Here is a 12366-nt window from a genome sequence, read left to right as displayed (position 1 = left end):
GAGATGAATATGCTGCTTAGTAAAAGCAGGGGAACGATATTTTGGAAAAATTTAGGTATAGTTCTTCTCATTACCTGCATTCCTATCGCTGTTATAGGTGTCATTATTTATTATATTGGAACAGAACGGATCGAAACCGAAGTGAACAAAGCTCATCAGAATCAACTCCAATCATCGATCCAGCAATTGACAGATGATTTGGCTAATTTGGAGCACTCTGTGGTGCGACTTGCTTTCGATCGAAGTTTGGACGAGACATTGAAGAAGTTGGATTTCGTTCAGGAGTTCCAAACAACCAATGAACTTATGAAATCGTTTTCACTTATAACGGAATCGAATTCTCTTATTAACAGTGTAAACCTGTACTTACGTGGTTCAGATAAGATTATCGGAGATGAGGCGGGGTTTCATTCTGTCCGAACAGATGAGGACCGAAACCTGTTGAATGCATTGTTGGATACAGAGCGAACGATCTATTGGAATTATTCATTGAAAAAGTTAAATATGCCCGACTCGCTTAATAAAGCGATCATTATTAAGCTTCCAGGTGGACAAATGTATGGTTCCTTCGGAATGTTCATTATTTATTTAGATCAAAATAAATTAAACACGATGGTTCAGAAACTCGTATCAGGGGAAGGCGTCGCTTTTCTTTTTAATGAAAATGGAGACTATTTAACTACGCTGCCAAGTCATGAAGACAGTCAAGAGTTACTGACGCTGGAAGATGCGTTAAAGAGCCAAATAAGCGTACAAAATACCAATGAAAATATGTTTAAGTTCGATTGGCATCATCAAAAATATAACGTTTCGTACGGGAAGATAGCCAAGTTAGGTAGTAAATGGACGGTTGTCTCCGCTACACCGATATCACAAATCGTAGCTCCCGTTACTTCCTTGTCAAAGTTTATTCTCTGGATTAGTGTGTTTGGATTGACTATGGGGTTGGCACTGTCTTGGTTTGCTTCCAATAAAATATATGATCCGATTCATCGGTTGAAGAGTCTTTTTGAAAGCTCCAGAAATAATAAGTTGAACGAAAAAGATGAAATTACGTATATCGAGCATCAATGGAAGATGCAGCTTCAAGTAGAACAAGATCTTTCCATTCAGATTAAGCAGTCCATACCTGCGCTCCGCGAGAGCTTTTTACTGCAATTTTTGCAAGGTAATTTGTACACGCATACGGAATCCGAGCTTATTCAGAAATTGAAGCAGCTGGATTGGGATGTGGCATATAAAAGGTTTGCCATAATGGTCGCGCAGTTTCACGGTATCTCGGACTTAGGCGGAAAATTTTCGGAGCGAGATGCTCAGCTGGTCACGTTTGCGGCTTCTAATATTATTAAGGAGCTAAGTACCGAGAAAGCAAATTTGGTTCATATCATTAACTTTCAGGATTTATCCATTGGTGTGCTTTTTGTTCTAGATCCCAACAGTTCAGATGAAGCGATTAAAGCAAATTTCAACAAGCTTGCTCACGACTACATCGTAGCGATCAATAATGTGCTGAATTTAAAGGTTACGATCGTGACTAGCCGAATAACGGATTCGATGAAGGACATACCTAAGATTCTGGAGCAGACGAGAAAAGCACTGCGGTTTCGAGATCATCATACATCCAATCAAATGTTGGATATGAGTCAGTTCATGTTGACGACCACGAGTCAGAATCATTTCCCTTTTGAGCTGGAAAGAGAGATTGTGCATACAGTTAGTATGGGACTTGAAGATGAGGCAATGCGTCTCATCAAGCAATTCATGCTTGAGCTGCAAAAAAATAATAACGCTGAATTAATGGTTCACCAAGGGATGATGAAACTGCTCGGAACTATTCATCATGCGATTATCAAGCACGAATCCAACCTATTTGCCTTATATGGAGGGGTTCATCTTTATGAGCAGCTTATGCAGCTGTCCGAGCCGGACCAGATCGTGGAGTGGTTCCAATACAAGCTGATAAGGCCTTTTGTAAAAACGTTAACCATTACTTACGATAGCCATTTAAGAGAGATCGTTGATAATCTTATTTTGCAAATGCAGAAGGATATTTTACTGGATGTATCGCTTGAAATGTACGCGGATCAGTTGCAAATGAGTCCTTCCAAGCTAAGCAAAGCGTTCAAGCAAATCAACGGAATCAATTTTATCGATACGATAGTTCGAATGAGGATAGAGAAGTGTAAGGAGTTACTCGTTACAACGGATTTGAAAATCAATGATATCGCGGAGCAATTGCATTATCAACCGTCCTACCTAATCCGAATGTTCAAGAAGAGTGAAGATATCACTCCCCGTCAGTATCGGGAAAAGCATACGCAATCATCGTATACAAGCCCTTTCTAACGTGTCTGAAGGGCTTTTTTATTCATTTCAAAAAAAGACGATAGCTGGAAATTTTTCTAGGCGTAGTAATAATTTATTATTATTGCCTTCACCCGGCAAGTGCTTTACATTTAGGCCATCAGCTGATTACCAGTAAGGGAAGGGAGGATTGGTACATGGGTATCCAAGTGACGAAGACAAATCAACGGCAACTTCTTCAAAGGAAGGCAAAGACTTCACTGTGGTCCGAATTCAAGCGTGACAAGTACCTATATCTATTGGTTCTTCCAGGTGTCCTCTATTTTCTTATTTTCAAATATTACCCAATGTGGGGGCTGGTTATCGCCTTTCAGGATTATTCACCTTATATGGGCGTGTTTAAGAGTACTTGGGTAGGCTTTGAAAATTTCGTTCGCTTTTTTACGAACCCCAGTTTCTTTATTTTGTTCCGTAATACCATAATGATTAGTTTGTTGAGTCTGTTCTTTTTCTTTCCACTTCCGATTTTATTATCACTATGTATGAATGAAGTAACGAACAAATATTTTAAACGCGTTATACAATCCATTGTGTACTTGCCGCATTTTCTTTCGTGGGTCATTATTGCAGGGATTACCTTTTTATTGCTTTCGCAATCGAATGGAATTGTGAATATGATGCTCGAATATGCAGGTTTTTCCAAAATTGATTTTCTGACGAACGAAAATTTCTTCTGGGGTCTGCTTACTGGTCAAAATATTTGGAAAGACACAGGCTGGGGAACGATTATTTTCCTTGCTGCCATTACTGGTATAGACTCACAACTTTATGAAGCAGCGAAGATGGATGGTGCCAGTCGAATTAGACAAATGTGGCATATTACATTGCCGGGTATTCGTAATGTCATCATTATCCTTCTAATTCTACGCCTAGGGCAAATTATGGATGTTGGTTTTGAACAAGTGTTTTTGATGAGCAATGGCGCAGTTGCCAACGTGGCCGACGTCTTCGAAACGTATGTATATCGAAATGGGATTCAACAAGGGCAATTCAGTTATACGACTGCAGCCGGTTTATTTAAATCAGTTATTGGACTTGTGCTTGTGGTAGGGGCTAATTGGCTGGCCAAACGCTTCGGCGAAGAGGGAGTGTATTAAGCTTGAGGAGGACATGCAATGAGAGAAAGCTTAGGTGACCGTATATTTGGAATAGCGAATATCCTGCTACTTGTGGTTGTTGGCATTATTACGTTATTTCCTTTGTATTACGTATTCGTTGTTTCCTTTACGGAACCTAGTGAATACGTAGAAAAATATGGTTTTGTCCTGTTCCCGAGTAAATGGAGTGTGGGTGCTTATGAGTATTTGCTTTCCACTTCCGCTTTCATTCGTGCAACAGGGGTTAGTGCTTTTCTAGCAACGGTGGGAACAATATTAAGCCTCATCGTAACCTCAGCCTTCGCATTCGGACTATCACGGAAGAGACTGCGTGGAAGGAAAGCCATGATGATCATGGTGATGTTTACGATCCTTTTTAATCCAGGCATTATTCCCACCTATCTTTTAGTCCGCGATCTTGGCCTCATAAACAGTGTATGGGCGTTGATTGTCCCTGTTTTGACCAGCGGCTGGTATGTGATATTGATGAAAAGTTTCTTTGACAGTATTCCCGTAGAGTTGGAAGAAGCTGCAATGATTGATGGGTGTAACGATTTAAGCATCTTTTTCCGCATTATTTTACCGCTTTCTGTCGCATCGCTAGCCGCATTCGGGTTGTTTTATGCAGTTGCCTACTGGAATACGTTCTTTAGCGCCGTGCTGTATATCAATGATTTTACGAAGGTGCCTTTACAAATTGTCCTGCGCAATATGCTCATTGACTCCGATACTTCAGTCGGCGGAGCAGTGGCGGTAGAGATGGCTTCGGATAAGCAATTGCCTACGCAAACGATTAAGATGGCCGCTGTTGTTGTGTCTACGGTTCCCATTTTGATGGTCTACCCCTTCTTGCAAAAGCATTTTACAAAAGGTGTGATGTTAGGTTCTGTAAAAGGATAATCAGAGCTGATTCATCCAGCAGGCTTGACAAAAAATAGGATCATAAAGGAGATTAGGATAAAATGACTAACTTTGCGGACTTGGAAAGAAATTGGCGTATTGAAAAAATCGAGCAGGTGCTAATGAAAGGTGAACGTAGGAGATTGGCGGGCTGTAATGCAAGGCTTGGTGTACATGGAAAAGAAGTAAGTTTTCCTCTGGTTCGAATAACGATAGGGGGGATCACGGGTTATAGTTGGTCTCGTATTTCTCGTGAAGCTGCTGAAACCATGATCGGAGCATCCGTCAGCGACATATTTTGTGAAGAGCAATGGATTAAAGACCGGTTTCAAAGCATTCAATTCCCATTGTTGGATTGGCTTGCTAAAGTAAGAGATATTCCCGTGTATCAATTGTTGAGCCCTAGAAAGTGGGAATCTCCATTATCTGTTCCTTGCTACGATACTTCTTTGTACTTCGATGATCTACATTTGAGTTCTGATAAGGATGCGGTTGCACTGCTCCAGGAAGAAGCCATGGAAGGCTATAACGAAGGTTTCCGTGGTTTCAAAATAAAAGTAGGCCGTGGTGCGATGCATATGGATGTCATGGCAGGCACCCAACGAGATATTGCGATTGTGAACGGAATTAGGGATGCCGTTGGTCCACAATGTAACATTTCTATTGACGCCAACAATGGGTACAATTTGAACCTGACCAAACATGTGTTGAAAGAAACAGCACAGTCCAACCTGCTGTGGCTAGAGGAAGCTTTTCACGAAGATGACAGGCTCTACCGCAATCTGAAGGAGTGGCTGGCAGAGGAGAAATTGAACGTACTCATCACAGATGGGGAAGGGTTAGCAGCAGGACCAATTGTGGAATGGGCTGAGCAGGGCTTGATCGATGCGATTCAGTACGATTTGAAAGATTATGGGATTGTAAATTGGTTGAAATTAGCCAAAAGATTGGCAAAAAGCGGAGTAAAAGCAGCTCCACACAATTACGGTGGTTTTTACGGCAACTTCGCTTCCGCTCAGGTTTATCCGGCCATCGAAGGATTTATGTTTGTTGAATGGGATGAGGCACAGATTCCAGGTATCGACACATCAGGCTATAGGATTAAGGAGGGTAAAATCTCCGTGCCTTCGTCTCCTGGCTTCGGTTTACATATTGATGATGCGAATTATGAAAACAAAGTTAGAGCATATGGCTGGACGGTGTAACTTAAGGTACACTAGCAAACATAATGTAAGCGCAGCCTAGGTAAGGTGAAGCGGTTTATCAACTACATTTACGGGAGATGAGTTAAAAATGAAAAACGGTGAAACCAAATTGTTAAATAAACAAAAAACGCTTCTCGTTTTATCTACAATGGTTGCCTTCTTATCCCTTACAGTAGCCTGTTCCTCAACGCCATCTTCGGCTCCAAATAAGGAGGGGGTGTCGACTCCGAATGAAGGGACCCAAGCGCCTGCGAAGCCTACCGAGATTAAAATCATGGCAGATTTCACAATAACCCAGCCTCCGGGTACTGATAATCCGGTTCTAAAAGAATTTGAGAAAAGAACAAACACCAAATTGACGGTACAATGGATCCCGGGAAGTGATTATGCAGACCGTGTCAATGTGGCACTAGCTGCAGGCGACATTGCCGATTTGATTAAAATTCCGGACATCACGACAGCTTTATTCCGTCAAATGGTGAAGCAGGGAGCTTTCTGGGATCTGACACCATATATCAAAGATTATCCGAACCTAGTGGCCATTAATCCAAAAACGTGGAGCAATACTAAAATTGATGGCAAAAGTTATGCAATTCCTGCGGGACGGCCTTTGGATGGAGGCGGCTTCTTCGACATTCGTAAAGATTGGCTGGATAAACTTGGGCTCAAGATGCCAACGAATATGGATGAGCTATATACAGTGATGAAGGCATTTAAGGAGAATGCGCCAGATGGTAAAAAGGATACAATTGGTTATACGATGCGAGGTTCCGCAACCATAGACGAAGTATTCTTAGGGACAGTTGGCATGTGGAAGGCCGTCGATGGCAAGCTGGTTAATATGTATCTGGAACCGGAAATGAGAGAATCACTCATTTACCAACGCAAACTATACCAAGAAGGCTTAATTCCGCAAGACTTTCCTGTATTGAAAGAAAATCAATACTGGGAACTTGCTACAAGTGGTAGAGCTGGAATTACAATTGAAACGCCAGAGGCGCTGTTTAGATATACTATGGACCAGTGGAAGAAAGATCCTAAGGTAGAGTGGACGCCGATGATCTCCTTAGCTCCCAAAGCGGGAGGCAAAGCTTATGTGCCCCAAAGTACAGGGATGAACGGTGTGCTCGCTATACCGAAATCGGTACCGGAAGAGAAGATGAAGGCTATTTTAAAATTCGTGAATTACGGATCCGGCGGTGAAGGGTTGGATTTAACATTGTATGGTATCAAAGATGTTCATTACACGCTTACGGATGGTTTAAAAGTGTCTAATGATAAAGCGGTGGCAGATAGCGTAGGAACGGCAACGTGGGGGAAAATGTTCAGTACGCCTGTTGTTGATTTATGGCAGTATGCGGCTGGCATGCCTAAAGAGACGTATCAGAGAAACATGAAAATCACCGAAGAAAGAGCGAAGATTTCCATCGGAAATCCGGCGATTGGGCTCGTGTCCAATACAGATATCAAGATCGGCGCCGACTACAAGAAAAAAATATCTGACATGAAAACGCAAGTCATCATTGGGAAAATTACATTAGAAGAGTGGGATAAATATATTGACTCGCTTAAGAAAGATGCTAACTACCAAAAGATAACGGAAGAATTCAATATCGAGTATAAGAATCGTCTAGCTCAAAAGTAAAATGAACTATAGCATTTAATAGTCAAGGAGCAGACTGCCGTAGCAGCTGCTCCTTGTTAAGTTATTAGGGCATTAACTATGGTATAATTTACCTATAAGTTAGGAGGGATTCGATGAAAGAATCAATTTTAAATGATGATGATGTCTTGAACATGCTAGATATGTTGTTAAAAGAGCAATCACGATTTAATTGGGATAACTTTTATTCGGAAAAGGAAATGAAAGTCCCTTTTTTCGTGAATTTACCTGACGAAAATTTAGTTCAGTATTTTAAACAAGGATATGTAAAGTCAGGAAAGGTGTTGGAACTAGGTTGTGGGCCAGGGAGAAATGCAATCTACTTTGCAGAACAGGGCTGTGAAGTTGATGCTGTGGACTTATCCAAAGAGGCACTTGATTGGGCCAAGCAACGTGCAGCGGATAAAAATGTCTCAGTTCATTTTATCAAACAAAATATATTTGAATTAGATATTGAAGAAGGTGTATATGACATTGTTTATGACTCGGGTTGTTTTCACCATATCGCACCTCATCGAAGGATGAGTTATTTATCATTATTAAAGAAAGCGCTAAAGCCAAATGGTTTATTTGCGATTACTTGTTTTAAGGTTGGTGGAGCACTTGGGGGCTCAGATATATCTGATTGGGAAGTGTATAGACTAAGGAGCCTCAGAGGTGGGTTAGGTAACACGGACGAAAAATTAAGAGAAATTTTTAATGGTTTTCAAGTAATCGAATTACGGGATATGCTCGAAATGGAAGCATCAAGCTCAATGTTTGGTGTTTCAGGTTTACTTACTGGATTGTTTCGAAAATCGAATAGCATTGAATCTAACGGATAACGTTAGCTCTATAAAGACTAAGAAGCGGTTATATTAGATATCACCTAGTATTTGACAAATGCTCAATTGTGTTGTAAAAGTTAATTAATACAATATTACTTTGCGATGATGAAGAGAGTAAGCATAACGAGTACTCCAGAGAGCTGATGGTTGGTGTGAATCAGTGTAGGGATTATGCTGAAGTGGGCTTCTGAGCATCCAAACCGAAAATTCGTTGAGTAGGCTTTGGCGAAAGTCTCGTCGTTACAAGAGACGCGCATTCAAACAGATTCCATGTTTCGATGCGTCAGAGTGAGTCCAAATCTATATTTGGGCTAATTAAGGTGGTATCACGGGGTATTCTCGTCCTTTTATGGATGAGAATACCCCTTTTTGTTATATGCTGAGGAGGGATAACATGACAAATGAAATTGTTTTAACAGGTATTAAGCCTACTGGAAAAGTTCATTTAGGGAACTACATCGCTGCAATAAAACCTGCACTGCAAATCGCAAAAGAGAGTGATTGCATCGCACTTTTCTTTATTGCGGACTATCACGCATTAACATTTATTCAGAACAGAGACGAGTTCAATGAACTGTCTTATGGAATCGCAGCAACGTGGTTGGCATTAGGGCTAGATCCGGATAGAGTCATTTTTTATAGACAATCGGATGTTCCAGAGATATTCGAACTGAATTGGATACTATCTTGTCTGACACCCAAGGGATTAATGAATCGTGCTCATGCATATAAAGCAATTATTGATCATAATCAGCAGCTGGGATTGGACACGGACACCGGCGTTAATATGGGCTTGTTCACGTACCCGATTCTAATGACAGCGGATATTTTGTTATTTCAATCTGACAAAGTTCCAGTTGGTAAGGATCAGATTCAATATGTTGAAATAGCAAGAGATATCGCAGATGGCTTCAACAGGAGCTATGGAGACACATTCAAATTGCCTAACTATGTTGTGGATGAAAACACGTATGTCATTCCTGGACTTGATGGAAGAAAAATGAGTAAGAGCTACAAGAATACAATACCACTTTTTGAATCAGCTGATAGTCTGAAAAAACTAATAAACAAAATTAAAACGGATTCTATACCTCCTAACGAGCCCAAAGATCCAGATACATCTAATGTATTTTTATTGTACAAGGAATTTGCAAACCCAAGCCAAATTCAAGAATTAAGGGAGAACTATCAAAAAGGAATTAGTTGGGGAGAAGCAAAGCAAGAGCTATTTCGAGTTATGAATGATTATTTAGAAGAACCGCGAAAAAGATACAATGAGTTAATGGCATCACCAGAAATAATTGACAGTATCCTGCTTGAAGGAGCAAAGAAAGCAAGAGCTTTAGCTGCGCCTCTGCTTGAGAATGTTAAAACGAAGATAGGACGCTATAAATCGTTATAACCTCAGTAGAGCAGGTGGAACAGGATACAATTAACAAGTTCAATATTGGAGGGTAATATGAAAGAAAATCCAAACTATATTCGTTTTATTCGAGAAAAGGTTGGAAATGATTTACTATTTCTTAACTTTGCAGGCGGTATTATTTACAATGAAAAGAATGAAATTTTATTACAAAAACGAGGAGATCGAAATGCTTGGGGATTTCCAGGCGGAGCAATGGAGCTTGGAGAATCAGCTGAGGAAACAGCGATTCGCGAGATTTTTGAAGAAACGGGTTTAACAGTGAATGTTGAACATTTAATCGGCGTATATACCAAATATTTCGATAAATATCCAAATGGCGATGAAGCTCAGACTATTGCTTTTTTCTTTCAGTGCAAATTAGTGAGTGGAGAGATAGTTGCAGACGGAGCAGAATCATTAGAGGTAAGATTTTTTGCTGTTGAGGATTTACCACCGCTTTTTAATGCACAACATGAAGATGCATTGAAAGACTGGCTATCCAACAAAGTAGGCAATTATAGATAGTAAAAAACGCCAGTAACCTTAAGCAGGTGACCGGCGTTTACCTATTTATTAGCGTTTCGGCATTTTGCTCTCATCCATGTACAGCAGATTCCAGCGGTGACCGTCCAGATCGGCAAATCCTGCGCCATACATCCATCCGTCAATTTCACTCGGTTTGCCAAAGATACTGCCTCCGGCAATCTCTACTTTTTGAATAAAGGTATCTACTTCTTCTTTGCTTTCAGCACCAATGGAAAATATGACCTCAGCGCTTTGCAAAGTATTCGCGATTTGTGAACCTGTAAATTTCTCAAACACCGCATCCGGGAACAGTAGAATCGTTGTTTGATCTATGGCAAGAGTGGCTCTCTCGTTACCAAAGCTCACAGCGTGGAAGCCAATTGCATTGAAAAAGGCAGTTGACTTCTCAACATCTTTGACGGGCAGGTTAATCCAAATCTTTTGTGACATAGCTGTAGCCTCCTGAAAAGTATTTTCAACTACTGCTACTATACCCTATATTTGGAAGTAGAAGCGAATCTTACAAAAGAAATCATTATCAAAGAAGTTAACTTGGGGTTCCGCTAAACAGACAGGAAAGTTCAAAAGAATATGGAATTACTTACTAATAAGAGAATATGAGGAGCATCCGTATGTCTGATTACTATGGCGAACTTTGCACAAAATTGTATGAAAGCAGTAAATCGCTGTCTGAAGGGAAAGAACTGGATTTCTACCTTTCTTTTATTAAAGACGAGAATATGAAAGTACTGGAACCTATGTGCGGGAATGGTAGAATGCTGATTCCTTTTATGCAAAATGGCATTCGTATTGAAGGTTTTGATATTTCAGAGGAAATGCTTAAAGTATGTAAAGCAAAGGGGGAGAAACTAAACCTCAAGCCAAATGTTTGGTATGGAAAAATAGAAGAATATAAAGGGAATCATCAATTTGATTTAATCATCATTCCTTTTGGTTCTTTTTCTCTTTTGCCAGATGCGTTAGTTGATAAAAGTCTTACTAATTTAAAATCTGCTCTAAAAAGTAATGGGAAATTGTTATTAACGATTATGTTAAAACACAGTGGAATAAAGGAGTTTCCTGATTGGGTAGAAACAGAAAGGGTACAGTTTGAGGATGAATGGATTATTACCTACAAAAAAGTTCAGTACAACGAGAAAGAAAGTATGTTGACGACCAGGTTCAAATATCAGTCGGTCATTAATGGGCAGATTCGTAAAACGGAAATGATGGATTTCCCGCTTCGACTTTATGCTTTAGAAGAATTTGAAAATACAATCAAGTCTAATGGATTCAATCATGTAGTTGTACATGGCGTCAAAGATGGCTATGGAGAAGGAACTTTCTTTTATGTTGTTGAGTGTTCCATGTAACTTGCTACATACCAAAATGACAATATATGACTAATATGAACAGGAGCTGAGACCATGACCGCTTATGAAAAACCAAGTTTGGCCGTGAGTGAAATCGAGGCAGTGTTGCGGAAGCATTTGGGACCTGGTGCGGCCGAGATAACGCCACTGGCTGGGGGGAACTTGAGCAGCGTATTTTCCTTTGTTCATGAAGCCAATGGTTACGTCGTAAAATTCAGCGATTTGGAAGGCGCATATCAGACGGAGAGCTTTGTTTCTGACTTGCTGTCGGGCCAAGGCATTGCATTTCCGAAATGCTTGGCGTTAGGGAAAACCGGTCCGTTGACCTATATCATCACTGAACGGATAGGCGGACGCAATCTAGCTGATTACACAGTAGAGCAACAGGCCGCTCTCTTACCTGAGCTTATTAGCATCTTGACCAAACTGGCTGCCGTGGACGTCGGATCATCGAACGGGTATGGATGGATCGGTCCTGATGGCAATGGAACTTACGCCTCCTGGAAAGACTTCGTCATTGCGTTTAACGCGGAGGATCAGACCGGGACATTCTGGGAGAATTGGCACGACCTTTATCGAACTTCTTGCTTAGAGCGAGACGTTTATGAAGAAATCTATAACCGCTTAATGAGCTGTCTGTCGTATAACGAACCGCACAGAGGTTTTATTCACGGAGACTTTCACCAGTGGAATATCTTGTCGGATGGCGAGTATATTACCGGTATCATTGACGGCAACTGTATGTACGGCGATCCTCTCGTGGACCTTGCGATTCTCGATCGGCATATGTCACGGAGCGGTGTCATTCATGCGTACCAAGAGTTTCAAGCCAAATGTGATATCACTATACCAAACTTCAAAGCTCGTCTAATTGGCGCTTATTATTTCAAGGGACTCGATGGGCTGCGATTCTATGCGAAGATGGGATGGAAAGACGCCTATCAAGGTACACGGCAGTTTCTTCTTAATCTCGAGAGCTGAACGGATAAAATAGTGAATTTTGCTTT

11 protein-coding genes and 1 other annotated feature are annotated in these 12366 nt (G+C 40.8%); of the genes, 10 read left to right on the top strand and 1 reads right to left on the bottom strand.

What is annotated here, in order from left to right; all coding sequences use genetic code 11:
• Positions 1–3: 3 nt before the first annotated feature.
• The 8 genes from J2736_RS18845 (at position 4) to J2736_RS18810 (ending at position 9986) form a co-directional block, all read left to right on the top strand.
• On the top strand, positions 4–2346 hold the full coding sequence (locus J2736_RS18845; protein WP_310500368.1) for a helix-turn-helix domain-containing protein: 2343 nt from the start codon (positions 4–6) through the stop codon (positions 2344–2346).
• A gap of 155 nt (positions 2347–2501) precedes the next feature.
• On the top strand, positions 2502–3461 hold the full coding sequence (locus tag J2736_RS18840) for an ABC transporter permease (protein ID WP_310500142.1): 960 nt from the start codon (positions 2502–2504) through the stop codon (positions 3459–3461).
• A gap of 18 nt (positions 3462–3479) precedes the next feature.
• A complete protein-coding gene (locus J2736_RS18835) occupies positions 3480–4361 on the top strand; it encodes a carbohydrate ABC transporter permease (RefSeq protein WP_310500141.1) in 882 nt (293 codons plus the stop codon).
• A gap of 62 nt (positions 4362–4423) precedes the next feature.
• Positions 4424–5566: an enolase C-terminal domain-like protein gene (locus tag J2736_RS18830; protein WP_310500140.1), complete on the top strand. Its 1143-nt coding sequence runs from the start codon at positions 4424–4426 to the stop codon at positions 5564–5566.
• 88 nt (positions 5567–5654) lie between these two features.
• Positions 5655–7211 carry an extracellular solute-binding protein gene (locus tag J2736_RS18825; protein ID WP_310500139.1) on the top strand — a complete coding sequence of 519 codons (1557 nt, stop codon included), beginning with the start codon at positions 5655–5657 and terminating at the stop codon, positions 7209–7211.
• Positions 7212–7324: 113 nt separating this feature from the next.
• Positions 7325–8053: a class I SAM-dependent methyltransferase gene (locus J2736_RS18820; RefSeq protein WP_310500138.1), complete on the top strand. Its 729-nt coding sequence runs from the start codon at positions 7325–7327 to the stop codon at positions 8051–8053.
• Positions 8054–8149: 96 nt separating this feature from the next.
• Positions 8150–8406, top strand: a binding site (T-box leader).
• A gap of 44 nt (positions 8407–8450) precedes the next feature.
• Positions 8451–9458: a tryptophan--tRNA ligase gene (locus tag J2736_RS18815; protein WP_310500137.1), complete on the top strand. Its 1008-nt coding sequence runs from the start codon at positions 8451–8453 to the stop codon at positions 9456–9458.
• A 57-nt stretch (positions 9459–9515) separates the two neighbouring features.
• A complete protein-coding gene (locus J2736_RS18810; protein WP_310500136.1) occupies positions 9516–9986 on the top strand; it encodes an NUDIX hydrolase in 471 nt (156 codons plus the stop codon).
• Positions 9987–10034: 48 nt separating this feature from the next.
• Here the strand turns inward: J2736_RS18810 and J2736_RS18805 are convergent, their stop codons facing one another.
• Complete coding sequence (locus J2736_RS18805; protein WP_310500135.1) at positions 10035–10436, bottom strand: VOC family protein; 402 nt, start codon at positions 10434–10436, stop codon at positions 10035–10037.
• 182 nt (positions 10437–10618) lie between these two features.
• Here J2736_RS18805 and J2736_RS18800 point away from each other — a divergent pair, with 182 nt between their 5' ends.
• Both J2736_RS18800 and J2736_RS18795 read left to right on the top strand, forming a co-directional pair.
• On the top strand, positions 10619–11359 hold the full coding sequence (locus J2736_RS18800) for a class I SAM-dependent methyltransferase (protein WP_310500134.1): 741 nt from the start codon (positions 10619–10621) through the stop codon (positions 11357–11359).
• 54 nt (positions 11360–11413) lie between these two features.
• Positions 11414–12340, top strand: coding sequence for a phosphotransferase family protein (locus J2736_RS18795; protein ID WP_310500133.1), 927 nt, complete (start codon positions 11414–11416; stop codon positions 12338–12340).
• The last annotated feature ends 26 nt before the right edge of the window (positions 12341–12366 follow it).

It is taken from the genome of Paenibacillus qinlingensis (assembly GCF_031455095.1).
Lineage (GTDB): Bacteria > Bacillota > Bacilli > Paenibacillales > NBRC-103111 > Paenibacillus_E > Paenibacillus_E qinlingensis_A.
The sequence above is the reverse complement of the archived record's forward strand: the minus strand, read 5'-3'. Positions and strand labels throughout refer to the sequence as shown.

Bases quoted from the DNA above. Each gene is read 5' to 3' on its own strand.
- J2736_RS18795 (WP_310500133.1), top strand. From the start codon at position 11,414: ATGACCGCTTATGAAAAACCAAGTTTGGCCGTGAGTGAAATCGAGGCA.
- J2736_RS18835 (WP_310500141.1), top strand. From the start codon at position 3,480: ATGAGAGAAAGCTTAGGTGACCGTATATTTGGAATAGCGAATATCCTG.
- J2736_RS18815 (WP_310500137.1), top strand. From the start codon at position 8,451: ATGACAAATGAAATTGTTTTAACAGGTATTAAGCCTACTGGAAAAGTT.
- J2736_RS18825 (WP_310500139.1), top strand. From the start codon at position 5,655: ATGAAAAACGGTGAAACCAAATTGTTAAATAAACAAAAAACGCTTCTC.
- J2736_RS18800 (WP_310500134.1), top strand. From the start codon at position 10,619: ATGTCTGATTACTATGGCGAACTTTGCACAAAATTGTATGAAAGCAGT.
- J2736_RS18840 (WP_310500142.1), top strand. From the start codon at position 2,502: ATGGGTATCCAAGTGACGAAGACAAATCAACGGCAACTTCTTCAAAGG.
- J2736_RS18820 (WP_310500138.1), top strand. From the start codon at position 7,325: ATGAAAGAATCAATTTTAAATGATGATGATGTCTTGAACATGCTAGAT.
- J2736_RS18845 (WP_310500368.1), top strand. From the start codon at position 4: ATGAATATGCTGCTTAGTAAAAGCAGGGGAACGATATTTTGGAAAAAT.
- J2736_RS18805 (WP_310500135.1), bottom strand. From the start codon at position 10,436: ATGTCACAAAAGATTTGGATTAACCTGCCCGTCAAAGATGTTGAGAAG.
- J2736_RS18810 (WP_310500136.1), top strand. From the start codon at position 9,516: ATGAAAGAAAATCCAAACTATATTCGTTTTATTCGAGAAAAGGTTGGA.
- J2736_RS18830 (WP_310500140.1), top strand. From the start codon at position 4,424: ATGACTAACTTTGCGGACTTGGAAAGAAATTGGCGTATTGAAAAAATC.